This window comes from Rubrivirga sp. S365, assembly GCF_032248475.1.
GTDB lineage: Bacteria > Bacteroidota > Rhodothermia > Rhodothermales > Rubricoccaceae > Rubrivirga > Rubrivirga litoralis.
In genome coordinates this window covers 1,633,556-1,660,298 of the sequence record NZ_JAVTTN010000001.1, presented here as the reverse complement: position 1 = coordinate 1,660,298, position 26,743 = coordinate 1,633,556, and the positions used below count along the sequence as shown (strand labels likewise).

At 74.5% G+C, this 26,743-nt stretch carries 17 protein-coding genes and 2 tRNA genes; 10 read left to right on the top strand and 9 right to left on the bottom strand.

Going from position 1 to position 26,743, the window contains the following annotated elements:
• Window positions 1-187: 187 nt before the first annotated feature.
• The 5 genes from RQM47_RS07215 (at window position 188) to RQM47_RS07195 (ending at window position 13,272) form a co-directional block, all read left to right on the top strand.
• Window positions 188-2,293 (top strand): maltotransferase domain-containing protein, encoded by a 2,106-nt coding sequence (locus RQM47_RS07215; protein ID WP_311662087.1) that lies wholly within the window; start codon window positions 188-190, stop codon window positions 2,291-2,293.
• Window positions 2,294-2,484: 191 nt separating this feature from the next.
• Complete coding sequence (treS, locus tag RQM47_RS07210) at window positions 2,485-5,817, top strand: maltose alpha-D-glucosyltransferase (RefSeq protein ID WP_311662085.1); 3,333 nt, start codon at window positions 2,485-2,487, stop codon at window positions 5,815-5,817.
• A 265-nt stretch (window positions 5,818-6,082) separates the two neighbouring features.
• Entirely contained in the window at window positions 6,083-7,984 is a 1,902-nt protein-coding gene (gene glgB, locus RQM47_RS07205) for a 1,4-alpha-glucan branching protein GlgB (RefSeq protein WP_311662083.1), read from the top strand.
• Between the two features lie 293 nt (window positions 7,985-8,277).
• Window positions 8,278-9,522, top strand: coding sequence for a glycogen synthase (glgA, locus tag RQM47_RS07200; protein WP_311662081.1), 1,245 nt, complete (start codon window positions 8,278-8,280; stop codon window positions 9,520-9,522).
• Between the two features lie 120 nt (window positions 9,523-9,642).
• Window positions 9,643-13,272: an ExeM/NucH family extracellular endonuclease gene (locus RQM47_RS07195; protein WP_314008171.1), complete on the top strand. Its 3,630-nt coding sequence runs from the start codon at window positions 9,643-9,645 to the stop codon at window positions 13,270-13,272.
• 106 nt (window positions 13,273-13,378) lie between these two features.
• Here the strand turns inward: RQM47_RS07195 and RQM47_RS07190 are convergent, their stop codons facing one another.
• The 4 genes from RQM47_RS07190 to nth form a co-directional block, all read right to left on the bottom strand.
• Window positions 13,379-13,918 (bottom strand): DUF2231 domain-containing protein, encoded by a 540-nt coding sequence (locus RQM47_RS07190; protein WP_314008168.1) that lies wholly within the window; start codon window positions 13,916-13,918, stop codon window positions 13,379-13,381.
• A 264-nt stretch (window positions 13,919-14,182) separates the two neighbouring features.
• On the bottom strand, window positions 14,183-15,745 hold the full coding sequence (gpmI, locus tag RQM47_RS07185) for a 2,3-bisphosphoglycerate-independent phosphoglycerate mutase (RefSeq protein WP_314008166.1): 1,563 nt from the start codon (window positions 15,743-15,745) through the stop codon (window positions 14,183-14,185).
• Between the two features lie 185 nt (window positions 15,746-15,930).
• Window positions 15,931-16,470: a large conductance mechanosensitive channel protein MscL gene (gene mscL, locus RQM47_RS07180; protein WP_314008163.1), complete on the bottom strand. Its 540-nt coding sequence runs from the start codon at window positions 16,468-16,470 to the stop codon at window positions 15,931-15,933.
• Window positions 16,471-16,948: 478 nt separating this feature from the next.
• Window positions 16,949-17,806 carry an endonuclease III gene (gene nth / locus RQM47_RS07175; RefSeq protein ID WP_314008160.1) on the bottom strand — a complete coding sequence of 286 codons (858 nt, stop codon included), beginning with the start codon at window positions 17,804-17,806 and terminating at the stop codon, window positions 16,949-16,951.
• A gap of 195 nt (window positions 17,807-18,001) precedes the next feature.
• Here nth and RQM47_RS07170 point away from each other — a divergent pair, with 195 nt between their 5' ends.
• Genes RQM47_RS07170 through RQM47_RS07160 form a run of 3 tightly spaced genes read left to right on the top strand, consistent with a single transcriptional unit; the run spans window position 18,002 to window position 20,543 of the window.
• A complete protein-coding gene (locus tag RQM47_RS07170; RefSeq protein WP_314008157.1) occupies window positions 18,002-18,769 on the top strand; it encodes a DoxX family membrane protein in 768 nt (255 codons plus the stop codon).
• A gap of 38 nt (window positions 18,770-18,807) precedes the next feature.
• Window positions 18,808-20,055, top strand: coding sequence for a DUF4105 domain-containing protein (locus tag RQM47_RS07165; protein ID WP_314008152.1), 1,248 nt, complete (start codon window positions 18,808-18,810; stop codon window positions 20,053-20,055).
• Between the two features lie 59 nt (window positions 20,056-20,114).
• Window positions 20,115-20,543 carry a BLUF domain-containing protein gene (locus RQM47_RS07160; protein WP_314008150.1) on the top strand — a complete coding sequence of 143 codons (429 nt, stop codon included), beginning with the start codon at window positions 20,115-20,117 and terminating at the stop codon, window positions 20,541-20,543.
• A gap of 37 nt (window positions 20,544-20,580) precedes the next feature.
• Here RQM47_RS07160 and RQM47_RS07155 read toward each other — a convergent pair.
• The 5 genes from RQM47_RS07155 to dacB form a co-directional block, all read right to left on the bottom strand.
• Window positions 20,581-20,653, bottom strand: a tRNA-Glu gene (locus tag RQM47_RS07155).
• Window positions 20,654-20,688: 35 nt separating this feature from the next.
• Window positions 20,689-20,762: transfer RNA gene (locus RQM47_RS07150), tRNA-His, on the bottom strand.
• A 139-nt stretch (window positions 20,763-20,901) separates the two neighbouring features.
• Window positions 20,902-23,196: a two-component regulator propeller domain-containing protein gene (locus RQM47_RS07145; RefSeq protein WP_311662063.1), complete on the bottom strand. Its 2,295-nt coding sequence runs from the start codon at window positions 23,194-23,196 to the stop codon at window positions 20,902-20,904.
• Between the two features lie 49 nt (window positions 23,197-23,245).
• Window positions 23,246-23,731, bottom strand: a complete 486-nt coding sequence (gene ribE, locus RQM47_RS07140) for a 6,7-dimethyl-8-ribityllumazine synthase (RefSeq protein ID WP_311662061.1) — start codon at window positions 23,729-23,731, stop codon at window positions 23,246-23,248.
• Between the two features lie 297 nt (window positions 23,732-24,028).
• Window positions 24,029-25,504, bottom strand: a complete 1,476-nt coding sequence (dacB, locus tag RQM47_RS07135) for a D-alanyl-D-alanine carboxypeptidase/D-alanyl-D-alanine-endopeptidase (RefSeq protein WP_314008148.1) — start codon at window positions 25,502-25,504, stop codon at window positions 24,029-24,031.
• A 278-nt stretch (window positions 25,505-25,782) separates the two neighbouring features.
• Between dacB and RQM47_RS07130 the strand changes: the two genes are divergently transcribed.
• A complete protein-coding gene (locus tag RQM47_RS07130; RefSeq protein ID WP_314008146.1) occupies window positions 25,783-26,130 on the top strand; it encodes a DUF3098 domain-containing protein in 348 nt (115 codons plus the stop codon).
• A 4-nt stretch (window positions 26,131-26,134) separates the two neighbouring features.
• Entirely contained in the window at window positions 26,135-26,737 is a 603-nt protein-coding gene (locus RQM47_RS07125; RefSeq protein ID WP_314008143.1) for a hypothetical protein, read from the top strand.
• The last annotated feature ends 6 nt before the right edge of the window (window positions 26,738-26,743 follow it).

Below are 26,743 nucleotides of genomic sequence, written 5' to 3'. Positions count from 1 at the left end.
CCGACTCGGAGGCACCCCGAGGGCAGAGCGGGGGGCTCCGGCCCTCTCCACCCCGCCCGGAGCGTCCGGGTTCGCCGCCCCGCCCGCTTTTCGCCGGCTCTCGACGCAGACGGCCGCCTCGGGCGGACCCTTGCGGGCCGGCGCCGATAAGAACAAGGCGCCCCTCCCCCACCCGCCCCTCTCGCCGATGCCGCCCGCTGCCGACCCCGCCCCGCCCGCCCAAGCCGGCGCGACGGCCGAGCCCTCGCTCGCGTGGAGCCCGCCGAGCCCCGAGCCCGAGGCGTGGACGCGCGTGGCGCTCGAAACGCTGTCGCCCCGCGTCGACGGCGGCCGGTTCCCCGTAGCCCGGGCGCAGGGCGAGCGCGTCGAGGTCGTGGCCGGCGTGGTCGTGGACGGACACGAAAAGGTGGCGGCGGTCCTGGAGTGGGCCTACGACGGGCACGCGGACGCCGCAGGCGGGGCGGTGCAAACGGCGCCCATGCGGCTCCGCTACAACGACGAGTACGTGGCCGACTTCGCCTGCACCGAGCTCGGCGCCTACCGCTACCGCGTCCGCGCGTGGCTGGACACGTTCGGGACCTGGCAGGACCAGTTCCGCCGCCGCGTCGAGGGCGGGGCGGGGCGGGCGGAGCTGGAGTCCGAGCTGCTGGACGGGGCGGCGCTGCTCGACGCCCGGAACGAGGGCGGGGCGCTGGACGGCGTCATCAAGCGGTTCAAGGGCGGAGAGGTCGAGGCGGCGCTGGAGCCCGAGGTCCTGCGGCTCGCCGCCGAGCACGACCCGGCCGTCGGCGCGGTCGAGAGCGACTGGCTGGGCGTCCGCGTGGACCCCGAGTGGGCGCGGTTCGCGGCGTGGTACGAGTTCTTCCCGCGCTCGGCGGCCGACCCCGGGCCGGACGGCGAGCCCGTCCACGGGACGCTGGACGACGCAGCCGAGCGCCTGCCGCTGATCGCGGAGCGCGGGTTCGACGTGGTCTACCTCCCCCCCATCTCGCCCATCGGCGAGACGTTCCGCAAGGGGAAGGACAACGCGCCCACGGCCGAGCCCGGCGAGGTCGGCAGCCCGTGGGCCGTGGGCGGGGCGGACGGCGGCCACAAAAGCGTGCTCGCCGAACTGGGCGGCCTCGACGCGTTCCGCCGGTTCGTAAAGAAGGCGGAGGCGCTGGACCTGAAGGTCGCGCTCGACATCGCCTTCCAGACCTCGCCCGACCACCCCTACGTGACCGAGCACCCGGAGTGGTTCCGTCACCGGCCCGACGGGACGATCCGCTACGCCGAGAACCCGCCCAAAAAGTACCAGGACATCTACCCCATCGACTTCGAGTCCGATGACTGGCGCGCGCTCTGGGCCGAGCTCCGGTCCGTGTTCGAGTTCTGGATCGGCGAGGGCGTCCGCGTCTTCCGCGTGGACAACCCGCACACGAAGCCGCTCGCGTTCTGGGAGTGGTGCCTGGGCACGCTCCGCCACGAGCACCCGGACCTCGTGTTCTTGGCCGAGGCGTTCACGAAGCCGAAGACGATGTATGGGCTCGCCAAGCGCGGCTTCAACAACTCCTACACCTACTTCACGTGGCGGACGACGAAGGAGGAGCTCGTCGAGTACGGTCGCGAGCTGTTCCAGACGGACGTCGCCGAGGTCTACCGCCCGAACGTCTGGCCCAACACGCCGGACATCTTGACGGACGAGTTGCGCGACGGCGGCCGCCCCGCCCACACCGCGCGGCTGGTGTTGGCCGCCACGTTCTCGTCGGCCTACGGCGTCTACGGCCCGCCCTTCGAGCACGTCGACGGTCGCCAGCACCCGGACCGCGAGGAGTACCTCGACAGCGAGAAGTACGAGGTGCGGACGTGGGACTGGAACGATGCGTCGAGCCTCCAGCCGCTCATGAAGCGGATCAACCGGATCCGCCGCGAGAACCCGGCGCTCCAGCACATGCGGAACGTCCGGTTCCACGAGACCGACAACGCGCACCTGCTGGCGTTCTCGAAGCAGGCGCCGTTCCAGGTCGAGGACCGCGGAGACGCGCCCGCACCCGACGCGGGCGGGGCGGGCGACGGCGCCACCCCGCCCCCGGACAACCTCATCCTGACGGTCGTCAACCTGGACTACCGCGACGCGCAGGCGGGGTGGGTGACGCTCGACCTGGAGGCGCTGGGGCTGCCGGCCGACCGGCCGTTCCGCGTCCGTGATCTTCTCGGGGGGCAGTCGTTTACGTGGCAGGGCGCGGCGAACTTCGTCGAGCTCCGCCCGCACGAACAGCCCGCCCACATTTTCCGCGTGGAGACGCTGGAGTAGGGCGGGGCGGGGCGGCCAGCCGCCGACCGCCGTTCTTTCCGGCGACCGCCCCGCCCTTTCCCTCCGCCCCACCCAGACAGCCAGACGGCGTTGCGTACAGCGCCGCTACGCCGCCCCGCCCGAACGAGCGGGGGCGGGGTGGCCGACCGCCCTCCGCCCCGCTGACCGACCGACTCACCGACCCACTGCCCGTGCCCTCCGACTTCCTCACCGACCCCTCCTGGTACCGCGACGCCGTCATCTACGAGCTCCACGTCCGGTCCTTTTTCGACTCGAACGACGACGGCTACGGCGACTTCGCGGGGCTGAGGGAGAAGCTCCCGTACCTCGAACGGCTGGGCGTCAACACGCTCTGGCTGCTGCCCTTTTTGCAGAGCCCGCTCCGCGACGACGGCTACGACACGGCCGACTACTTCACGGTTCTCCCGGTGCACGGGGATCTCGACGACTTTAAGGCGTTCCTGGACGACGCACACGGGCGGGGCATGCGCGTCGTGACGGAGCTGGTGCTGAACCACACGTCCGATCAGCACCCGTGGTTCCAGGAGGCGCGGGACCCGAACAGCGACAAGCATGACTGGTACGTCTGGAGCGACACGACGGACAAGTACAGCGAGGCGCGGATCATCTTCACCGACACCGAGGTCTCGAACTGGACCTGGGACGCGAAGGCGGGCAAGTATTTTTGGCACCGCTTTTTCTCGCACCAGCCGGACCTCAACTACGACAACCCGGCGGTCCGCGAGGAGATGAAGGAGGTCATGGCCTTCTGGTTCGACCTCGGGGTCGACGGGCTCCGGCTCGACGCCGTGCCGTACCTGTTCGAGCGCGAGGGGACGAGCTGCGAGAACCTGCCCGAGACCATCGACTACATCGTCGAGCTGCGGCAGGCCATCGAGGAGCGGTTCGGGCCGGGCAAGGTCCTGCTCGCCGAGGCCAACCAGTGGCCCGAGGACACGCTCCCCTACTTCGCGGGCGGGCGGGGCGTGCAGATGTCGTTCAACTTCCCCATCATGCCGCGAATGTACATGGCGCTCCGCCGCGAGAGCCGCCGGCCGCTCGTCGAGATGCTCGAGCTCACGGCCGACATCCCCGAGGGCGCGCAGTGGGCCACGTTCCTCCGCAACCACGACGAGCTCACGCTCGAGATGGTGACGGACGAGGAGCGCGACTACATGAACCACGAGTACGCGGCCGACGCCCGGTTCCGCATCAACGTCGGCATCCGGCGGCGGCTCGCCCCGCTCCTGGGCGGCGACCGCCGGCAGATCGAACTGCTCAACGCGCTGCTCCTGTCGCTCCCCGGCAGCCCCGTCCTCTACTACGGCGACGAGATCGGGATGGGCGACGACCCGTTCCTGGGCGACCGCAACGGGGTCCGCACGCCGATGCAGTGGAGCCCGGACAAGAACGGCGGCTTTAGCCGGGCGCCGCACCACCGGCTCTTTATGCCGGCCATCGACCGCGGGCCGTACTCCTACGAGTTCGTGAACGCCGAGGACGCCGAGGCCGACCCGCACTCGCTCCTCCACGTGATGCGGCGGCTCCTGGCCGTGCGCAGCCAGCACGGCAAGACGTTCGGGCGGGGTGGGTTCCGCGTGCTCGACGTCGAGAACCAGGCGGTGCTCGCGTTCGAGCGCGAGTGGGAGGGCGAGCGCGTCCTGGTCGTCGCCAACCTGTCGCGGTTCGCGCAGTCGGCGATGCTGCCGCCCGACGCGGACTGGGCGGGGCTGGAGCCCGTCGAGCTGTTTAGCCGGTCGCGCTTCCCGGTCGTCGGCGACCAGCCGTACCACCTCCCGCTCGGGCCGTACGGCTTCTTCTGGTTCGCCCTCACACCGGCCGAGACCACCCCGCCCGCGACCGAGCGCGAGAACCGCCAGGTCGGCGCAGCCAGCGGGGCGGCGCCCGACGACCTCCCCACGCTCCGCGTGGCCGAGGGCGTCGAGAACCTGCTCGTGCGGACGATGTCGGACAAGCGGGCCGTCGAGGTGCTGGAAGGCCGGCTCGCCGACTTTCTCCAGGGCCAGCGGTGGTTCGGGTCGAAGGGCGAGCGGACGGGCGCCGCGCGCGTCGAGGACGCCGTGCGCATGGCCCGCGCGTCGGGCGGGGCGGGCCACGACGTGACCTACCTCGCGCTCGTCCAGATCGCCGTCGGCGGCGAGGGCGGGGCGCACCGCGAGCGCTACCTGCTCCCGCTGTCGACGGTCTCGGGCGACGCGGCCCAGCGCGTGCTCGACGAGCGGCCCCGGGCGGCCGTCGCCTGGGTCGAGGGGCCGAAGGGCCGCGCCCTCCTCTACGACGCGACCGTCGGGCCGGACTTCTGGCGCGACCTGGTCACGTGGCTCGGGCGGGGCGGCAAGGGCCGCTCGCTCCTGGGCCTCTACGCCGGCGAAGTGGCCGACGAGCTGAAGAACGCCAAGGCCGTCGAGGCCACGCCGCTGACGGGCGAGCAGTCCAACTCGGCCGCGATCGTGACGACCGACCGCGGCGACGCGCTGTTCGTCAAGCTGTACCGGCGGCTGGAGTCGGGGACGAACCCCGAGGTCGAGCTGCTCACAGAGCTCAGCCGAACCGGCGTCCGGTTCGTGCCGCGCGTGCTCGGCACGGCGACGTACCAGGGCGCGGGGGCGCAGCCGGCGGCGATGGCGATCGTCCAGGAGGCCGTTGCGCCGGCCGAGGACGGGTTCGCCTACGCCGTCGACAAGGCCGGGCAGACGCTCGGCCGCCTCGCCGGGACCGCCCCGCCCCCAGCCGACGACGCCGGCGCGTGGGCGGCGTGGTTCGACGATACGGCGCCGGAGCTCTTGGAGGCGGCCCGGACGCTGGGCGTCCGCACGGCCGAGCTCCACGAGGCGCTCGCAAGCGGCGAGGGCGCCGACGTCGCGCCCCGCCCCGCCCAGGCCGAGGACGCCCAGCGGTTCGTGGACCGCACGCGGACGGAACTGGCGCAGACGCGCGAGTTGCTCGACGCTTCAGACGCCGACCTCGACCGCCCCGCCCCCGACGATTGGAACCGCGCCGCCGGGCGCCTGGGCGGGGCGGGCGACCCGGCGCGGCGTGGCGAGCAGATCCGCGTCCACGGCGACTACCACCTGGGCCAGACGCTGCGCGCGGCCGACGAGTTCTACGTCCTCGACTTCGAGGGCGAGCCGGCCCGGCTCCTCGCCGAGCGCCGCCGCCGCGACGACGCACTCCGCGACGTGGCCGGCATGCTCCGCTCGTTCGGCTACGCCGTGCAGACGGCGCTCCGCCGCCGCGACGACGACGCGGACACGGCCGCCGAGGTCACCGTCTGGGCCGACGCGCTCACGCAGGCCGCCGAACGCACCTTCCTCGACGCCTACGACCACGCCGCCGGCGACGCCGCCTTCCGCCCGCCGGCGGCAGCGCGGGCCGACCTGCTGTGGGCGTACCTCGTCCAGAAGGCGGCCTACGAGGTCCGCTACGAGCTCAACAACCGCCCCGACTGGGCGCCCGTCCCGCTCGCCGGTTTCCGCCGGCTGCTCGCGGACCCGGGCGCTTAGCCGCCCCGCCCCGCCCGCCGGATCCGCCCGAGCGGGGCGGGGTGGCCCCGCTCTTTTCCTCTGCCGCCGCGCCCGTCCGCCGGTCGCCCCTACGGTGCCGCGCCTGGGCGGGGTGGCAGCACCCCTCGCCCACCCCGCCCGTACGGACACCATGCATGGTGTCCCTACCCGATGGCCGCCGAGGGCGGGGCGGTTGCCAGGACCATCGCCCCGCCCGCTGGACTGGCCCACTGACTGACCGACTTACCGACCCACTGCCCCGCCCATGCCCAAGCTCACCAAAGACGACGTCGCCCGCTGGGACAGCGGCCGGATGTCCGACGCCCAGACCCGCCTCGGCGCCCACCCCAACAAGACCGGGACGTGGTTCGCGACCTGGGCGCCCCACGCCGACTACGTCGCCGTCGTGGGCGAGTTCAACGATTGGGACCCCGGCGCCCACCCGCTCAAGGAGGTCGGCGGCGGGCTGTGGAGCGCGTTCGTGCGCGGCGCCAAGCCGGGCGCCCGCTACAAGTACCGCGTCGCGCGCGAGGGCTACGTGGCCGACAAGACGGACCCGTACGCCTTCGCCCTGGAGCCGCCGGCCGACGGCGGGAGCGGGGTGGCCGGGCTCGCGTCGGTCGTGACGACGCTGGACTTCGACTGGTCGGACGACGAGTGGATGCGCACGCGGAAGGGGCCGGAGACGCTGAACGAGCCCGTCTCGATCTACGAGGTCCACCTCGGGTCATGGCAGCACAAGGCGCACGGCGAGAGCCTGGGCTACCGCGAGATCGCGGAGCCGCTGGCCGACCACGTCGAGCGGCTGGGCTTTACGCACGTCGAGCTGATGCCCGTCATGGAGCACCCGTACTACGGGTCGTGGGGCTACCAAGTGGCCGGCTTTTTCGCGCCCACGTTCCGCTACGGCTCGCCCGAGGATTTCGCAACCCTCGTCGACACGCTGCACCGGCGCGGGATCGGCGTGCTGCTGGACTGGGTGCCGGCCCACTTTGCGGCCGACCCGCAGAGCCTCGTCCACTTCGACGGGACGCCGCTCTACGAGTACGGCGACGAGCGGATGCGCGTGCACCCGGACTGGGGGACGTACGTGTTCGACTACGCCAAGCCCGGCGTCCGCAACTTTCTGCTGTCGTCGGCGCGGCACTGGGTCGAGGCGTACCACATCGACGGGCTCCGCTTCGACGCCGTGGCGTCCATGCTCTACCGCGACTACTCGCGGACCGAGTGGACGCCGAACGCGCACGGGGGCCGCGAAAACTTCGAGGCCATCGACTTTCTCAAGACGGTCAACGAGGAGGTGTTCGCCCACAACCCGACGGCCATGACCGTCGCCGAGGAGTCGACGGCGTGGCCCGGCGTCTCGCAGCCCACGTTCAACGGCGGGCTCGGCTTCCTCTACAAGTGGAACATGGGCTGGATGCACGACACGCTGGCCTACTTCGAGGAGGACCCGGTCAACCGGACGTACCACCACCACAACCTGACCTTCCCGCTCGTCTACGCCCACGCCGAGCACTACGCGCTCCCGCTCTCGCACGACGAGGTCGTCCACGGCAAGGGCTCGCTGTGGGGGAAGATGCCCGGCGACGACTGGCAGAAGGCGGCCAACCTCCGCCTCCTCTACGGCCACCAGGTTGGGCACCCGGGCAAAAAGCTCCTGTTCATGGGCCAGGAGTGGGGCCAGCGCGGCGAGTGGAGCCACGACCACGCCCTCGACTGGTCCCAGTCTGAGCAGCCGCTCCACGCCGGCGTCCAGCGCTGGGTCGAGGACGCGTTCGCGCTCTACCGCGACCACCCCGCCCTCTGGCAGGACGAGCCCGGCGGGTTCGAGTGGGTCGACTTCGGCGACCGCGAGAACAGCGTCGTGAGCTACCTGCGTACGGGGCGGGGCGGCGAGCAACTCCTGTTCGTCCTCAACGCGACGCCGGTCCCCCGCGACAACTACCGGATCGGCGTGCCGGAGGAAGGGCGCTGGACCGAGCGCCTGAACTCGGACGCCGAGACCTACGGCGGCGGCGGGGTGGGCAACCTGGGCGGCGTCGAGTCGACGCCCGTCCCGGCGCACGGGCGCCCGGCGTCGGTTGTCCTCACGCTGCCGCCGCTGGGCGTCCTCGTGCTGGAGCACGAGGGGGCGGGGCGGACGGCGGCGGCGACGTCGGCCTAGAACACCGCCCTGCCGGAGGCGACGGCGAAGAGGGCGGCGCGGGCGCGTGAGAAGAGGACGCACGGCTAGCCGCCCCGCCCTCGGTGGGTGCCATCCTGTAGCGCCGTAGCATGCTATGGCGCTACACCGCGCGGGCCGCCCCGCCCCGCTCCCCCCGTCCGAGCGCCCATCGCCTCGGCTCAGCGGGCGCTCGGACTGTCCCTGAGCACAGCGATGGGCAGGGAGCGGGGGGAGCCCCGGGCGGGGTGGTGCATCTTGCACCGACCACCCCGCCCCGCCCCCTGGGTCCGCCCATGCACGTCTGCCTCCTCACCAACGAGTACCCGCCCCACGTCTACGGCGGCGCCGGCGTCCACGTCGAGTACCTGGCGCGCGAGCTGGCGCGGCTGGACGACAGCGCGCACCGCGTCGACGTTCTCGCGTTCGGCGAGCAGGACGTCGACGATGGGAGCCTCCACGTCCGCGGCGTAGCCGCCCCGCCCGGCCTCGGGGGCGGGGCGGCGGGCGGGGCGGGGCGGCACGGCAAGCTGTTCGACGCGCTCGGCCGCGACCTCGTGATGGCGGGGCGCGTGCCCGAGGGCGCCGACGTGGTCCACGCGCACACGTGGTACGCGCACCTCGCCGGGTGCCTCGCCGCCCCGCTCGTGGGCGCGAAGCTGGTGCTGACCACGCACTCGTTCGAGCCACACCGGCCGTGGAAGCGCGAGCAGCTGGGGTCGGCCTACGACGTGTCGTCGTGGATCGAGCGCGCGGCCTACGCCGCGGCCGACGGCGTGATCGCGGTTTCGGACGCCATGAAGGCCGACGTGGAAAGCCTGTACGACGTGGGCGGGGCGGCCGTCGAGACGATCCCTAACGGGATCGACCCGGACGAGTACCGGCCGGTCCACCGCCCCGCCCTGCTCCGCGAGCACGGGGTCGACCCGGAGCGGCCGTACGTGCTGTTCGTCGGGCGCGTGACGCGGCAGAAGGGGATCGTCCACCTCGTCCGCGCGCTCCGGCACCTGCCGAGCGACACGCAGGTCGTGCTCGCGGCCGGGGCGCCGGATACGCCCGAGATCGGCGCCGAGATGGCGGCGGCCGTCGAGGCGGCGCGCGCGCACGTGCCGGACGTCGTCTGGATCGACCAGATGCTCCCGCGCGAGACGACGATCGCCCTCTACGCCGGGGCCGCCGTGTTCGTGTGCCCGTCGGTCTACGAGCCGTTCGGGATCATCAACCTGGAGGCCATGGCGTGCGAGACAGCCGTCGTGGCCTCGGCCGTGGGCGGCATCCCCGGCATCGTGGTCGACGGCGAGACCGGCGTGCTCGTGCCCCTCGACGCCCACGCCGACAGCGCCGAGCCGCGCGACCCCGACCGCTTTGCCCGCGACCTCGCCGCGGCCATCCGCGACCTCCTCGCCCACCCCGCCCGCGCCGAGGCGATGGGCCGGGCGGGGCGGCAGCGCGTGGTCGAGCACTTTTCGTGGGCCGCCGTCGCGCGGCGCACGCTGGATTTCTACGAGCGGCTGGTCGCGGGCGGGGCGGGGCGGCCGTAAGCCGGAGGCGCCACGCGCGCGGGCGGGGCGGTTACAGAAGGAACACCCAGTTGGGGCGGCGGAACGCGCGCGCTGTGAGTAGGCTTGGGCCTCTCTCCCACCCCGCCCCCGCGTCCGCCCATGCGCCTGGCTCCTCTCGCTCGCCTCCTCCTCCTCGCCGGCACGCTCGGCCTCGGCTCTGCCCAGGCGCAGGCCGTGTTCATCAACGAGATCCACTACGACAACGCCAGCACCGACGTCGGCGAGACGATCGAGGTCGCCGGCCCGGCCGGGACCAACCTCGCCGGGTGGACGCTCGTCCTCTACAATGGCTCGAACAGCTCGGCCTACTCGACGACCGTCGTCGGCGGCGCCATCCCGAACGAGCGCGACGGGGCGGGAGTCGTCGCCGTCGAGTACGGGTCGAACGGGATCCAGAACGGGGCGCCCGACGCGATCGCGCTCGTCGACGCGGACGGCGCGGTCGTCCAGTTTCTGTCCTACGAGGGCACGTTGACCGCCGCGGACGGGCCGGCGGCGGGCCTCACGAGCACGGACATCGGCGTGTCCGAGGCGCCGTCGACGCCCATCGGCGAGAGCCTCCAGCTCATCGGGACGGGCTCGACCTACGGCGACTTCGCCTGGGTCGGCCCGACCGCGTCGTCGTTCGGGTCGCTCAACGAGGGCCAGGTGCTCCTCGGCGGCGACGGCCCGCCGCCCCCGTCGGGCGAGCCGCGTCTCGTCGTTAACGAGGTCGACTACGACCAGCCGGGGACCGACGCCGCCGAGTACGTCGAGCTGTTCAACGGCGGCGCGGCCGCCGCGAGCCTGGGCGCCTACGAGCTCGTCCTCGTCAACGGCAACGACGGCGGCGCGGCGGTCTACAAGACGATTGGGCTGCCCGCCACGGACCTCCTCCCGGGCGAGTTTTTCGTCGTCTGCGCCAACGCGGAGACCGTCGCCAACTGCGACCTCGACGTCGACCCGAGCACGAACCTGATCCAGAACGGGGCGCCCGACGCCGTCGCCCTCCGGCTCGCCGGGGGCGGGGCGGTCGTCGACGCGCTCAGCTACGAGGGCTCGGTCCCCGGCTTTACCGAGGGGAGCGGGGCGGGGACGGACCCGGGCGACGCCGACTTCGTGGCCCTTTCGCGGCTCCCCGACGGCGCCGACACCGACGACAACGCGGCCGACTTCGCGCCGCGCTGCGGGTCGCCCGGCGCGGCCAACGCCGAGGACGCCACGAACTGCCCGTCGACGGCCCCGGGCGCCATCCTCCTCACGTTCATCCACGACGTCCAGGGGAGCGGGGCGGCGACGCCGCTCGACGGGCGGACGGTGACGGTCGAGGCGGTCGTCGTGGGCGACTTCCAGCCCGACGACGGCGACGCCTTCGACCTGGGCGGGTTCTACCTCCAAGAGGAGGACGCCGACGCCGACAGCGACCCGGCCACGTCCGAGGGCCTGTTCGTCTTTACCGGCGACGCCTCGGTGCCGGTCCCCGACGTCTCGGCCGGCGACGTGGTCCGCGTGACGGGCACGGCCGGCGAGTTTTTCGAGCTCACCCAGGTCGGGTCCGTGACCGAGGTCGCCGTCGTCGGGACGGCGGCCCAGCCGACGCCGGCGGCCGTTACGCTCCCGCTCGCGGGCGGGGCGGCGCTCGAACGGTTCGAGGGGATGGGCGCGGTGCTCCCGCAGGAGCTCGCCATCTCGGACTACTTCAACTTCGACCGCTTTGGCGAGGTTGTGCTCGCGCTGCCGCGCGACGGCCGCGACCGGCTCTTCCAGCCGACGGCCTTCCTCGACCCCGGTCCCGAGGCCGCCGAGGTCGACGCCGAGAACGCGCTCCGCGTGATCACGCTCGACGACGGCCGTGCGATCCAGAACGCCGATGTGCCGCGCCACCCCAACGGGCAGCCGTTCACGCTTACGAACCGCTTCCGCGGTGGCGACATCGTCCAGGACGCGGCCGGCGTGATCGACTTCCGGTTCGGGCTCTACCGCCTCCAGCCGACGGCGCCGGCCGGGTTCACGGTGACGAACCCGCGCCCGGAGCAGCCCGAGAGCGTGGGCGGGGCGGTCCGCGTGGCCTCGTTCAACGTGCTCAACTACTTCAACGGCGACGGCCAGGGCGGCGGCTTCCCCACGTCGCGCGGGGCCGACAACCCCGAAGAGCTCGCGCGCCAGACGGCCAAGATCGTGGCCGCCATCCGCGGGCTCGACGCCGCCGTCGTGGGCGTCATCGAGGTCGAGAACGACGAGGCCGGCGAGCTCTCGGCGCTCGACGACCTCGTCGACGCGCTCAACGCCGCCGAGGGCGGGGAGGCCTACGCCTACGTCGAGACGGGCGTAACGGGGACCGACTTTATCCGGTCGGGCATCGTCTACCGCCCCGCCCGCGTGACGCCCATCGGCGACGTGGCCGTCCTCGACGACCCGGCGTTCACCAAGCCGCCGGGCGGGTCGGAGAACCAGAAGAACCGGCCGGTCGTGGCCCAGACGTTCACCGACGCGGACGGCGTGTTCACGGTCGCCGTGGTCCACCTCCGCTCGAAGGGCGGCTCGTGCGGGGCCGGCAACGACGACCCGCTCCAGGGCGCCTGCAACGGGACGCGGACGGTCGCGGCCCGCGAGCTCGCCCGGTGGCTGGCCGGCGACCCGACGGGCTCCGGCGACGCCGACGTCCTCATCGTGGGCGACTTCAACGCCTACGACGAGGAGGACCCGATCGACGCCCTCCGCGCCGGCGCCGACGGCGAGCTCGGGACGGCCGACGACTACGTCGACCTCGTCGAGCGCGCCCAGGGCGAGTTCGCCTACTCGTACCTGTTCGGGGCCGAGTTCGGGACCCTCGACTACGCCTTCGCCTCGCTCCCGCTCGCGGAGCAGGTGACGGGCGCGACGGTCTGGCACATCAACGCCGACGAGCCCGACCTCCTCGACTACGACACGGACTTCAACGACCCGCGCTTTTACGAGCCGACCCCGTTCCGGGCGTCGGACCACGACCCGGTGCTCGTCGGCCTCGCGCTCGGCGGCGGCGCCCAGGCCGCGGCCTGCTCGGCCTCCTCCCCGCTCGGGTTCGGCGACTTCGACGCCGACGGGACGGACCCGGCGTTCGGCGAGTTCGCCGAGCTCCTGAGCGGGGCGGACGGGCCGGTCGACCTCTCGACGTGCTCGTTCGTGACGTTCGACCCGTTCACCGAGACCGTGACGTACTCGGCGAGCCCGGACGCTGTGATCGGCGACCGGCTGGTCTACGCGACCCAGAACGGCGACGTCGGCCTCCCGGCGGGCGTGATTCCGGACGGTCCGGGCGCGATCGCGCTCGTCGAGGGCGCGGCCCCAGTCGGCACGCCGGTCGCGGGCGTCCTGGGCCGCGTGGTCTCGGCCGTCGTCTACGTCAGCGAGGACCAGGTCTTTGGGCGCACGGGCTACAGCTCGAACGCTCGCACGGCCGGGGGCGACCTCGCCGCGCTCCTCGCCGCCGTCCGTGCCGACCTCCCGGCGGAGGTCGAGCTGACGCTCGCCGGGGCCAACCCGGTCGGAACGGGCGGGGCGGTGGCCTTCGCGCTCCCCGAGGGCGGGGCGGTCACGGTGTCCGTGTTCGACCTGCTCGGCCGCGAGGTCTCGCGGCTCGTCGACGCGACGCTCGCGCCGGGCCGCCACCGGGCGGCGCTCGACGCGGGCGCGCTCCCGAGCGGCGTCTACGTCGTCCGCCTCGTGGCGGGCGGGGAGGTCCGCACGCAGCGCGTGACGGTGGCGCGGTAGCGGGCGCCACCCCGCCCCCCGACGGACCGGCGGAGCCGGCGGCCCCCGCAGTCGCCGGCTCCGCTGCGTTGGGGCGCGGGCGGGGCGGCCGACGCCCCCGCCCCGCTCAGCGCGGCACGCCCCACACCATGAGCCCGCCGAGGTGCGCCGTGTACGCCACGAGCGCCGCCGCGACGACGGCGGGCAGGGCGCCCAGCACGCGCCCCCACAGCGGCTCGCGCCGCGGACGACGAGCCTGCCGGTCGCCGCCCCGCTCCGGCCACCACCGGCGGCGGGGCGGGGCGGCCTCGTCGTCGGGCGGGGCGGGCGCCCGGCGCAGGACGGCGGCGACCGAGAGCGCGGCGAACACGGCCGCCGCGAGCGCCGACGTCCACACGGTCCACGCGGCCGCGCTCTGGTGGTGGCCGACGATGGCCTCGACGACGGGGTCGCCCTCGACGGCGTCGTAGAGCGCGTGCCCCGTTTCGGCGGCGGCCCACGCCGAGCTGGCGCCGAGCACGAAGAGCGCGAGCGCCGCGCGGCGCCACACGCCGCGCCCGAGGAGCAGGTACAGCCCGGCCGCCGCCCCGCCCAGGAGCACGAGGACGAGCGGGAAGTGCACGAGGAGCGGGTGCAGGAACGGGATCTCGTAGTCGGCGACGGGCACGGGGAACGGGGAGAGAGGGACGGGCAGACGCCGCCCCGCCCGTCGTGCGCGGCCGTCGGGCGGGGTGGCGCGAGACGGGCGGGGCGGCCCGCAGGTTGCGCATGCCGGGGCGGGGCGGTCCGCAGGTCGCGCGGGGCGGCGCCAGGGGGGGGTGGCGCCGGCTGGAAAACGGAGCGGCTGACTCCGCCTCCCGCCCCCAACGATCACCCCGCCCGCCGCGGGCGAGGGCGGGGCGGCGCACCCCCTTGCCCCTTCCCCGGGCCGCTACGCCCCCTCCCCCACCAGCGACGTCCCCGTCATCGCCGGCGGCGCCTCGACGCCCATGAGGTCGAGGATCGTCGGGGCCACGTCGCCCAGCTTGCCGGGGCGGATCGGGCCGTCGAAGCCGGGGCGCAGGATGAGGTGCGGGACGAGCGCCGTCGTGTGCGCCGTGTTGGGCGAGCCGTCCGCGTTGCGCATCTTGTCCGCGTTGCCGTGGTCGGCGATGACCTCGACCGTGTAGCCGCGCTCGGCGGCCGCCTCGACGACCACGCGCGCCGCCGCGTCGGCGGCCTCGACGGCGGCGACGGCGGCCTCGAACACGCCCGTGTGGCCGACCATGTCGGGGTTGGCGAAGTTGAGGACCACGAGGTCCGGCGCGTCGTCGTGGATCGCGGCGGCCACGCGCTCGGACAGCTCGGGCGCGCTCATCTCGGGCTGGAGGTCGTACGTCGCCACCTTCGGGCTGGGGACCAGGATCCGGCTCTCGCCGTCGTACTGGACCTCGCGGCCGCCGTTGAAGAAGAACGTGACGTGCGGGTACTTCTCGGTCTCGGCCGCGCGGAGCTGCGTGAGGCCGGCGCGCGAGACGACCTCGCCCAACGTGTCCGCGAGGTTCGCCTTCTCGAAGGCGACCGGCACGCCGAAGTCGGCGCTGTACGCCGTCATCGTAGCGACGTGGAGGTCGAGGCGGGGGCCGCGGTCGAACCCGTCGAAGTCGGGGTCGGTGAGCGCCTGCGTGAGTTGGCGCCCGCGGTCGGACCGGAAGTTGAAGTAGACGACGGCGTCGCCGCTCTCGATGCGCGTGCCCGCCCCGGCGGTTTGCGCCCCGCCCCGCCCGTCGGGACCCGCGAGCGCGCCCGGCTCGACGAACTCGTCCGTGACGCCGTCGGCGTAGCTCCGCTCGAGGTACGCCACGGGGTCGGCGTAGGCCGCGCCCGCGCCCTCGGTCAGCAGGCGGTACGCCTTCTCGGTCCGCTCCCAGCGTTTGTCGCGGTCCATCGCCCAGTACCGACCCACGACCGACCCGACGACGCCGACGCCGGCCGACGCGATGCCATCCTGGATCTGGCGGACGTACCCCGCCCCGCCCTCGGGGTCCGTGTCGCGCCCGTCCGTGAACGCGTGGACGACGACGCACTCCGGCTTCAGCCCCTCCTTCGCCGCCAGGTTGAGGAGCGCGAGCAGGTGCGCGAGGTGCGAGTGGACCCCGCCCGTCGAGGCGAGCCCCATCAGGTGGAGCTTGGTCCCGTTCGCGAGGGCGCGCTGGACAGCCGCGCGGAGCACGGCGTTCTCGGCCAGCGACCCGTCCTCGACGGCCTTGTCGATCCGCGTGATGTCCTGGTCCACGACGCGCCCGGCCCCCAGGTTCATGTGGCCGACCTCGGAGTTCCCCATCTGCCCTGGCGGCAGCCCGACGGCCCGTCCCGACGCTTCGAGCGTCGAGTGCGGCGCGCGCGCAAAGAGGCCGTCGAGGAACGGCGTCTCGGCGGCGTCGACGGCGGAGACGGACGAGTCCTCGGCGATGCCGTAGCCGTCGAGGATGAGGAGCAGGTGTTTGTTCGGCACGGGCGGTACGGGGTACGGGGTACGGGGTACGGGGTACGGGGTACGGGGTACGGGCGAAGATGACGGCGGGCGGGGCGGGGAGCCACGGGGCGGGGCGGAAAACGGCCGGAACTTTTGCCCGGCCCACCATCCCTCATCCCTCATCCCTCATCCCTCATCCCTCATCCCTCATCCCTCATCCCTCATCACGCCGCCCCGCCCGCGCCGGCGGGGAGGACGGCGGCGTCGGGCGTCAGCGGGCCGCCGTCCGTGCCCAGGAACGACGTGCAGTTGGGGCACCGGCTGGCCTGGTACGGCACGTTCTCGCGGCAGTACGCGCACTTCTTGGTGTCCGGCGTGTCGGGCGTGTCGGGCTCGCCGAACTCGTCCTCGACCGCGTCGCCGGCCCGCTTCACGAGGCGGACGAGCACGAACACGGCGACGGCCACGACGAGGAACGTGAGCAGGCTCGTCAGGAACGCGCCGTAGTTGAACGTGACCGCGCCGGCGGCCTGGGCCGCCTCCAGCGTCTCGTACGGGGGCGGGGCGGCGTCGCCGGCGCGGAGCAGGAGGTAGTAGTCCGAAAAGTCGGTGTTGCCCAGGATCAGGCCCAGCGGCGGCATGATGAGGTCGTCGACCAGCGACTCGGCGACGGTCGTGAACGCGGCGCCGACCGTGAACCCGATGGCGAGGTCGACGAGGTTGCCGCGGAGCGCGAACGCCTTGAAGTCGGAGAGCAGGGACACGGCGGAAGGCGGAAGGCGGAAGGCGGAAGGCGGAAGGCGGAAGATGCCCACCCCGCCCGTCCAGAAGCGGCGAGCGGCGAGCGGCGAGCGGCGAGCGGCGAGCGGCGAGCGGCGAGCGGCGAGCGGCGAGCGGCGAGCGGCAAGATCCGACCGCCCCGCCCCGGTAGCGCCGTTGCATGCAACGGGGTGGCCTGACGCCGAGCGGGGCGGTGGTTCGACCCGTCTCGCCACCCACGACCACCCCGCCCGCCGTCGGGCGGGGCGGCGGCGGGCGGGGCGGCGCTGTTCAGGACTGCCCAGCTCGCGTCATCCACCACCCCTAGCCCCTCTTGGCTGCGCCGACGCTGCGCGGTGTCCAGGAGGGGGACTGCCGCCGCTTCCAGTCGACGGCGGCCTTGCTCTTACCGCCCCGCCCACGTCTGAAAGGGGCGGGGCGGAACAAATCTGGCGCACCCAGTCCGCACCACTCTTCACTCTCTCAAACCCGGTAGTCCTTGACGCGCTTCGTCGTCCGGCCCGTCTTCGTGTCGAACACGCTCATCGAGCCCGTCCACGGGTCAGCGATTTGTTCGACGCCGGCGCGGTCGGTTTTTGTGGCCGGCTCGTCGAAGTAGCGGCGGGCCGTCTTCGAGTAGTAGCGGCCGCGCGTCGGGTCGAGGCCGTCGAGCGGGGCGGGGAGGCGCTCCAGCGCGGCGTAGTAGTCGCAGAGGTCAGGGCCGTCGGGCTGGCCGACGAGCGGGCAGCGGCCGCACTTGGGCGCGCGCGCCTCGCAGGTGTAGCGGCCGTGCAGGATGAGGAGGTGGTGGGCCTCGCCCCACGCGTCGCGCGGGATCACGCGGCGGAGCCCCTTCTCGACAGCCAGCGGCGTCGGCCGGTCCTTGACGAGCCCGATCCGGTTCGAGACGCGGAACACGTGCGTATCGACGGCGATCGCCGGTTCGTCGAAGGCGACGGCCACAACCACGTTCGCCGTCTTCCGCCCGACGCCGGCCAGCTTGACCAGCTCGGCGTGCTCGCGCGGGACCTCGCCGCCGTAGTCGTCGCGGAGCATCCGGGCCGTCTTGGCGAGCGCCTTCGCCTTGTTGTTCGGGTACGACACCGACCGGATGTAGGGGAAGATCTCGTCGGCCTCGGCCTCGGCCATCGCCGCGGCGTCGGGGTAGGCCTCGAACAGGGCCGGCGTGACGAGGTTGACGCGTTTGTCCGTGCACTGCGCGGAGAGGATCACGGCGACCAGGAGCTCGAACTCGGTCCGGTACCGGAGCTCCGTCTCGGGCGCCGGGATGTCGGCGCGGAGGCGGTCGAGGACGGCGGCGGCTTTCTCGCGGCGGGTCATGGGCGGGGTGGGGAGCGGCGGCAAGCTACCGGGCGGGCGGCCCGGCCACCCCGCCCGCCGGGTCCGCCCCGCGCGGTGGGCGGGCGGAGGCTCAGGAATCTCCTGTCGTCGTCCTCTTCCTGCGGCGGATCGGGTACGAGACGGAACCAATAGGCACTAGGTCTCTAAGGAGATGGGAACGTTCTCCATACGTTCATGCTAGACTCCCTCGCCACCTGGGCCGACGCCCACCGCGGCCGCGCCCTCGACGTCGTCCGCGTGTACCTCGGCGCCGGCCTCTTCGTCCGCGGCGTCGTGTTCCTCGCGGACCCGAGCGCGTACCTCAGCCTCGTGCCCGGGCCGAGCCAGGAGACGCTGGGGTCGCTCGTGGTCCTCAACTACGTCGGCCTCGCCCACGTCTGCGGCGGCCTCCTGCTGGCGGCCGGCTTGCTGACGCGGCTCGCCGCGCTCGTCCAGATCCCGGTCCTCGCCGGCGCCGCGCTCCTCCACCTCCCGTCGGGCGTGGCGGACCAGTCGTTCGCGTTTGCGGCGCTCGTGCTGGCGCTCCTCGCCGTGTTCGCCGTGTGGGGCGGCGGGCCGTGGTCGCTCGACCAGGCCGTGGCCGTGTGGACCGCGCGCGACGACGAGGCCGAGGGGCGGCAGGCGGCCGAGGCGCTCCGCCGGCTCCGGGTCCGCGAGCGCGAGCGGGCGCCGGCCCCACCCCGCCCCGCCCTCGCGGCGGGCGGGATCGCGTGCGGGTGCGGCCACGACCGTGAGCACCCGCGCGTCGAGGCCGAGCGGCTCTACGGGGCGCTCGGCGCCATGCGCTTTGCGACGGGAACGCACCCGCGGCCCTCAGCCGTCGTCTTCCGCTGCCGCGACTGCGACGGGGCGGTCGAGACGGTCGACGCGCCGGAGGACCTGGAGGCCTTCCGCTACGAGCGGTCGACGCGGGGCGCCCGCACCGCACGGCCGGGCGCCTGAGGGCGGGGCGGCGGCGAGGCGCGCGGTAGCTTGGCGCCATGCGTCCCCCCGCCCGTCTCGCCGGCCTCGTGGCCCTCGTGCTCGTGCTCGCCGCCCCGCTCGGCGCGCAGCCCGCCGCCCCGCCCGCGGCCGTCTCGTACGGCGCGGCGCCGGCGCCGTCCGCGTTCGCGCCCGGGCTCTCGGACTCGGTCCAGGTCTCGATGCTGACCATGCTCCCCGGGCGCCAGGTCTACAGCCTGTTCGGGCACAGCGCGCTCCGCATCCGCGACGACGCGGCCGGCATCGACCAGACGTACAACTTTGGGACGTTCGACTTTGACCAGTCGTTTTTCGTCCTCCGCTTTCTCGGCGGCCGGCTCGACTACGTGCTCGACACGGCCCCGTTCTGGGCGGTGCTCCAGCAGTACCAGCTCGAAGAACGTCCGATCATCGAGCAGCGGCTGCGGCTTTCGCCCGAGGCCGCGCGTGCGCTCTACGCTCGCCTGGAAGAGAACGCGCTGCCCCAGAATCGGGCCTACCGCTACGACTTTTTCTGGGACAACTGCTCGACGCGGCTCCTCGACAACGTCGACTCCGCCCTCGTCGCCGCCGGGTCGCCCGGGCTCAGGCTGCCGCCGGCCGAGCGACCGCAGACGTTCCGCGCGCTCCTCCGCCCTTACTGGGCCGGCGCGCCCACGGTGGGGACCGGCGCGAACTTCGGCCTCGGGCTGCCGACCGACCAGGTCGCCTCGGCCCGCGAGGAGGCGTTCCTGCCCCTCGAACTGGCCGCGCAGCTCGACCGCGCGACGGTCGGAGGCCGCCCGCTCGTGGCCTCGCGCGACACGCTGTTCTGGGTCCCGGGCGCCGGCCTCCCCCGCCCCGCCCCGCCCGTGCCGACGTGGGCGGGGTGGGGCGTCCTCGCGCTCGGGCTGGGCGCGACGGCCGTCGGCGGGTGGCGCGCGCACGGCCGGGCGGGGCGGTGGGGCGACACGGTGCTGTTCGGGGCCGTCGGCTTCGCCGGCCTCGTGGGATTCCTCCTGTGGACCGCCACGGACCATCAGGTGACGGGGCCAAACCTCAACGTGCTCTGGGCGTGGCCGACGCACCTCCTGGCCGCCGTGACGCTCGCGGTGGGCGGGGCGGGGCGGGCGGCGTGGCGCGTCTACTTCGGCACCGCGGCGGTCGTGACGGTGCTCGCAGCCCTGGCGTGGACCGGGCTGCCGCAGACCCTCCCCGCCCCGTTCTTCCCCGTCGCCCTGCTCCTGGCCGTCCGAGCCGGCGTGCGGGCGGCCACTATGGCGACCTAGGCGACGGCCTGAGCGGGGGCAAGGGGGGACTCTCGGCGGGGGCGGCTCGTTAGACCCCCATGCACGCCCTCCTGTACCGCTCGCTCGAACGCCCCGGCCTCCTCGCCTCCGACCTCAACGACATCATCGAGGCCGCGCAGCGCCGGAACCGGCGGCTCGACGTGACGGGCCTCCTGCTGCGGGGACACATGGACGCCATCCCCGGCGTACCGGGCGAGTTCGTGCAGTGGCTGGAGGGGCCGGAGGAGGCGCTCGACACGCTGCTCCAGCTGATCGACGGCGACCCGCGTCACACCGAAGTCGAGGTCCTCGCACGCGGCCCCCTCGCCGACGTCGTCGGCGCCTCGCACGTCGAGGTGGGTCCGGGCCGCCTGTTCCCCTCGTGGTCGATGGGCCTCGTGCGCCTGGCCGAGCTGCCGGCGACGCTGGACGGGTTCCTCCGGTTCGCGGCCGACTGGAACGGCGAGGTGCACTCGCTCGCGGCCTGAGCCGCCCCGCCCCTCTGCCCCCGCCGGCGGCGCGGGGTACCGCGTACGGGATTTGAACCCGTGTGACCACCGTGAAAGGGTGGCATCCTAGACCCCTAGATGAACGCGGCGGGGTGCCCGCAGAGGGCAGCGGCACAGGCCGCGGGGCGACTAGTGGGAATTGAACCCACGACCTCCTGGACCACAACCAGGCGCTCTAACCAACTGAGCTATAGCCGCCGTGTCCGTGCAGGCACGGGGAGCCCAAACTACGCGCGCCGGAACGGGGCGCCAGACGCGGGCGGTTGAAAATGGTTGAAGGCCCGCCCCGCCCGGCTCCCCCACCCCGCCCGCAGAGCGGACCCAGCGGGCGGGGCGGCTACCGGATGACGGCCACCTTGCCGTAGACCGTCTCCCCGTCTTCGGCGGCCGCCGCCACGAGGTAGACGCCCGACGGGGCCGGCCGGCCCGTCCGCTGGTCGCGGCCGTCCCAGCGGAACGCCCCGCCCGAGACCTCGCCGGCCCACACCACGTCGCCGGCCACGGTCATCACGCGGACGTCCGACGTGGCGCCGGCCAAGCCCGTCACGAGGACGCCGTCGGCGGACTGGGCGGGGCGGAACGGGTTCGGCGAGGCGCGGAGGCCGTCCGAGTTGGGGACCGGGAGCGTCGCGTCGCCGGCGACGCTGAACAGGCCCTCGGCCGTGGTCATGAACACGCGGCCCGAGCGGGGGTCGACGGCGATGGCGAGGACGTCGTCGGAGGGGAGCGGGCTCGCGGCCGCCGTCACCTCGCGGGCCACGTCGTTGCCGGCCTCGTTGACCAGGAAGGCCCCGGACGTCGTCGCGATCCACACCCGGCCGGAGGGGTCGACTTCGAGGTCGTTGACGGCCACGTCGCGGAGGAAGAAGTCGGCGCCGTCGGCGATGACGAGCCGCGAGAGGCCGGGGTCGCCCCCGAAGGCGGCGTCGGGGAAGGCCACCGTCGCCACGCCGCGCTCGGTCCCGACCCAAACGCGGCCGCGGCCGTCGACGGCCACGTCGGTGACGGTCGGGGCGGGGAGGTCGCTGGTCGCCGGCGTGTAGCGCACGGCCCGGTCGTCGCGCGGGTCGGCCGGGTCGGCGCCCGTGTCCCAGACGGCGAGGCCGCTCCCGCCCAGGGCCAGCCACTTGTACCCGCTCTGGTCGACCGCGAGGCGGACCGGGAACGCCGACGACGGGATGCCGGCCGGGTACGGCAGCCCCGCCCACGCGCCGTCGGCGGCGAACAGGTGGAGTGGGCGGGGCGTGAACTGGTTGAGGACCCACCGGCGGTCGCCCTCGAACGCGACGTCGGGGACCACGAGGTAGCCCGGCGCCCCGGTCGCCGCCAGGAGCGACGAGTTGCCCTCGCGGTACGTCGTCGGCACGCCGTCCTCGGTGAACACGGTGAGGCCGTCGCCCTCGGCGCCGGCGTAGAACGCGCCGTCCGGCCCCACGGACGCAGCGCGGAAGTCGGTCCGGGCGATGTCGAGGGCGGGGTCGCGCGTGAGGTAATCCGTCCACACCCCGCCCTCCAGCCGGCTGACGGCCGCCGTGTTGGCCGCCGCGAGCCGCGCCGTCGACGCCCACAGCACGCCGCCCCGCCCCACGTCGATGCCCGTGATGTTGTTCGTGAACGGACCGGGCGGGAGCACGCGCTGGGGCTCGTAGGCCACGATCCCGTCGCCCTCGGCGAGCGGGACGCGGAACAGGCCGAGCGCGGCGTCGCCGGCCCACGCCCCGCCCTCGGGGCCGACCGCGACGGCGCGGAGCGCCGTCACCTCGGGGGCCGCGTAGCGGCGCGTCGGGAGCCCGGGCTGGACGACGTAGAGGAACGCCGGCGACACGGCGAGGAGGCGGCCGCCGTCGGCGGCCAGGTCGCCCACGGGGTTGTCCACGAACAGGAGCCGCTCCCACGGGCCGGACGCCGTCGCGCGGTACAGGTCGCGCGCGCCGGCCGGTCCGCCGCCGGCGTAGAGCGCGCCGTCGAGGAGCGCGAGCGAGAGCGCCTCGCCCTCGAACCCATCGGCCCGCGCCCACGCCCCCGGCGCCTGGAGGTTGGGGCCGGTCCGGTCGGCGTAGAACGCCCCGCCCTCGGCGGCCACCCACAGCCCCGGTCCGCCGTCCGGGCGGGGCGCCTCGACCACGTCGTTGACCGGCGTCCCCGCGCCGAGCGTCCCGATCCGGTCGTACGTGCTGAGGACGCGGCCGGCGGCGGCGTCGAACACGACGACGCCAAAGTCGGTGGCGAGGTAGAGCACGTCGCCGGCCACGCGGATCTGGCGGACGCCCCGCGCGGCGTACTGGTCGGCCCGCGTGAGGTCGAAAAACGAGGCAACGTCGCCGGTCTCGGCGTCCAGCCGTTCGAGGAGGCCGTCCTCGTAGCCCACCCACAGCGCGCCCCGCCCGGCGTCGTAGGCGAGAGCCCCGAGCGGGCCGCCGCGGAGCGCCCCAACCGGCGTGTACGTCGCGATCTCGCCGTCGGGGACGCCGTAGAAGAACACGCCGGCCGACGTCCCGGCCCACACGCCGTCGGGCGCCGAGGCCACGGCCGTCACCTCGTTGAAGGCGGGGTAGGCGCGCCAGCCGTCCTGGGCGGCGGCCGAGGACACGAGGGCGAGGACGGCGAGCGCGAACGCGAGCGGGAGCCGCATGGGCGGGGCGGGGCGGGGTCGCGTAGCGGTCGGCGGGCGCGGCGGGGGCTCAGGCGTCCGGGCCGGCGGCGATGCGCGACCGGAGCGAGACCATCTCGATGGCGGCGGCGGCGGCCTCGGCCCCCTTGTTGCCGGCCTTCGTGCCGGCCCGCTCCCACGCCTGCTCGATGGTGTCGACGGTAAGCACGCCGAACAGGACGGGTACGCCGGTGTCGAGCGCCACCTGCTGGCACCCGCTGGCCGCCCCGCCCGCGACAAAGTCGAAGTGGGCCGTAGCGCCGCGGATCACGGCGCCGAGGCACACGACGGCGTCGTACCGCTCGGTCTCGGCCAGCGCCTGGGCCACGAGCGGGATCTCGTAGGCGCCCGGGCACCACGCGACGTCGACGGCGTCGGGGTCGGCCCCGTGGCGGGCGAAGGCGTCGAGGGCGCCGTCGAGCAGGCGCCGCGTGATGGCGTCGTTGAACCGGCCGGCGGCGATCGCGTAGCGGGCGCCGGACGGCGAGACGAGGGAGCCTTCGTAAACGGCGGACATGGAGCGGGCGCGGGGGGCGAGCGTCCGGTCAAACTACGGGTGCCGGCGGCGGGCGCCGAGCCCCACGGGCGTGCCCTCCGAGGCCGCCGCGCTCTCCCCCTCCGTCACCCCGGCCGCGCAGCGGCGGCGAAGCCTGGGGCCTCAGCCGCGGTGGATCTTCCCGCTCTCTGGCCGGCCGCCCCGCCCGCGCTCCCGACGTTCAGAGCGGGGCGGGGCGGGGCATGGAGCGAAGAGGACGTGGAACGTTTCCCAGGACCGCCCCGCCCGCGCGATCCCTCATCCCTCATCCCTCATCCCTCACTCCTCGTCCGCCGGCAGGCGGCCGCCGGCGGCGATCGCGCGGACGATCCGGTCCTGGGCAGCCGCGATCTGGCCGCCCCGCGTCGTGTAGTTGTTCGCCATGAGGACGAACACGTAGGGCGTCCCGTCGGGGCCGTCGACGTAGCCGGCCAGGCAGCGGACGGCCTGGAGAGAGCCGGTCTTGGCGCGGACCCCCACCCCGCCCAGCCGGTTGCGGAGCGTCGAGCCCGACCCGCCGCCCTCGGGGAGCGAGCGGAGAAAGGCGCGCTGGGCGGGGTGGGAGCGCATGGCCCGGAGCACGGCGGCGAGCGCGTCCGGCGTCACGAGGTCCTTGCGCGAGAGGCCCGAGCCGTCGGCGATCGAGAGGGCGTCGCCGTCGGCCCCGGCCTCGGTCACGAACGCCTGCACGCGGTCCTCGGCGGCGCGGACGGTGCCGCCGCCGAGCGTGCGGAAGACTTGCTCGGCGTAGAGGTTGTCGCTCTCGCGGTTGATCTGCTCGACGATCTCGCGGAGCGGCGGCGAGACCGACACCCGGAGCGGCTCGGCGTCGCCGTAGTCGAGGCCGCCGTCGAGGTCGTCGACGTCGACGAGGTCGGCGGCGGAGACGTCGACGCCGGCCTCGCGGAGCCGGTCGGCGAGGCCGTAGACGGCGTAGAGCGTGGGGTTGGCGACGGGCACCTGGAGCGTGCCGCGGTACCCGGTCGGGACGACGCCGCGGAGCACGAACTCGTCGGTCCCCAGCGTCCGCTCGACGTCCATGCGGCCGCGGCCGCCCGTCCGCACGTCGCCGCGGAGCGTGACGAACCCGGGCGGGTCGGACTCGAACCGGACCGGCTGCCCGGCGGACGTCCCCGCGATCTGGATGCCGACGAGGTTGTCGTTCCACACGAGCCCGCCGGCCGCCGGGGCGTAGCTCTCGGTCGCGATGTGCGTGACGTCCCAACCCTCGCCGTAGCGGGCGTCCTCGAACGCGTCGTCGTCGCCGACGATGCGGCCGGTCACGCGCTTGACGCCGGCCTCGGCGAGCGCCTCGGCCCAGTCCTCGAGCGGGTCGCCGCGGCCGTCGCTCCCGAACGTGGGGTCGCCGGAGCCGCGGACGACGAGGTCGCCGGCCAGCGTGCCGTCCTCGGAGACCGTGCCCAGGTGGTAGAGCCGCGTCGTGTAGCGGTGGTCCGGCCCGAGCGCGTCGAGGGCCGTGGCCGTGGTCAGGATCTTGAGGTTGGAGGCCGGGAGGAACCGCTTCTCGGCGTTCCGGCTGAGGACGATGCGGCCCGTCCGCGCGTCGCGCACGACGACGCCCCAGAAGGCCGTCGGGAGGTCGGGGTCGGCGAGAACCTCGTCGATCGCGCTGCGGATCTGGGCCTCCTGGCCGTCGGCGTCGGCGAGGCTGGGGCGGGGCACGAGCCACACGCCGGCCACGGCGAGGACGAGCACGGCGAGCAGGCGGGCGGGGCGGAGGAGCGGCGTCGGCATGGGCGGTCTCGGGGGCGGACCCCGGGCGGGGAGCCCCGGGCGGGGCGGGGGGAGCGCGGGCGAAGCTAGACCGGCGGCGAGCGGGCGCGGGTCCTCCCCGCTCGGCGGAGCGGCAGAACGGGCCGCCCCGCTCGGGCCGTGCACCGGCGGGGCGGGTGCACGCCTTTTTGCGTCGTCGGTCAGGGCGCGGCCCGCGCGGCGGCCGGCCGCCCCGCCCTGGGCGGACGCGAGCGGGCGGGGCGGGCCGTTACCTTCGGGCTCCACCCCGCCCCACCCGCATGCCCCAGCGCCCCGCCCGCCGGTCCCCGCGCCGCTCCGCGCCCCGCGCCGAGCGCCCCACGCGCGGCGTGACGACGATGCCGTTCGACCGGGTGAACTACGTGCTGCTGCTGGGCGCGGTCGGGCTGATCCTGCTCGGCTACGTGCTCATGCTCGTCGACAACGCGACGAACCCCGACGCCGTCGACAGCACGCTCTCACTCGTCGTGGCCCCGCTCCTGCTCCTGGGCGGCTACCTCGGGGTCGCCGCGGCCGTGCTCTGGGGCGTGCCCCGCGACGCCGGCCCGGACGCGCCGCCGGCCGCCGCGCCCGAGAGCCAGCGGGCCGCCCCGATCCCCGACGCCTGAGGCCGTGCCGACGCGTCGGTTCCGCCCCGCCCTGCTCCTGGCGGCCCTCGTCGGGCTCGCCGCGTGCGGGTCGGACGCCGAGGGCGTCGCTGTGACTGAGGCCGAGCCCGGCGCGCTCCGCGCCCCGACGCCGAGCGCCCGGGTCGACACGCTCGGCCCAGACCGCCCCGCCCCGCTCGACACGGTCTCCGCCGACTCCGCGCTCGACGCCGGCCCGCTGCTGGACAGCCTCCGCGCCGCGCCCGACTCGGCGGACGCACCGGCCGCCCCGCCCGACTTCCGCGCGTTCTGGCCCCGGTTCCAGACGGCCGCTCGGGCGGGGCGGGGCGGGCTCGACGCGCTCGCCGGAGCGGGCGGGGCGGCGGCGCTCGACGCGCGCGGGGCCGTCGTCTTTGGCGAGCCGTTCCTGGGCCGCGTCCTCGCCCTCACAGCCCGCGACTTCCGCCGCGACGGCGTGGCCCGCGAGGCGACGGTGCGCGTGGGCTACGACCGAGCCGGCCGAGTCGTCCCCGAGGACGAGGCCGCGCGCGAGGCGACGGCGACGCTCCGCTTCGACGTGGTCGACGGGGCGTACCGGCTGGTCGGCCTGGACACGGCGGGCGTGTGAGTGCGC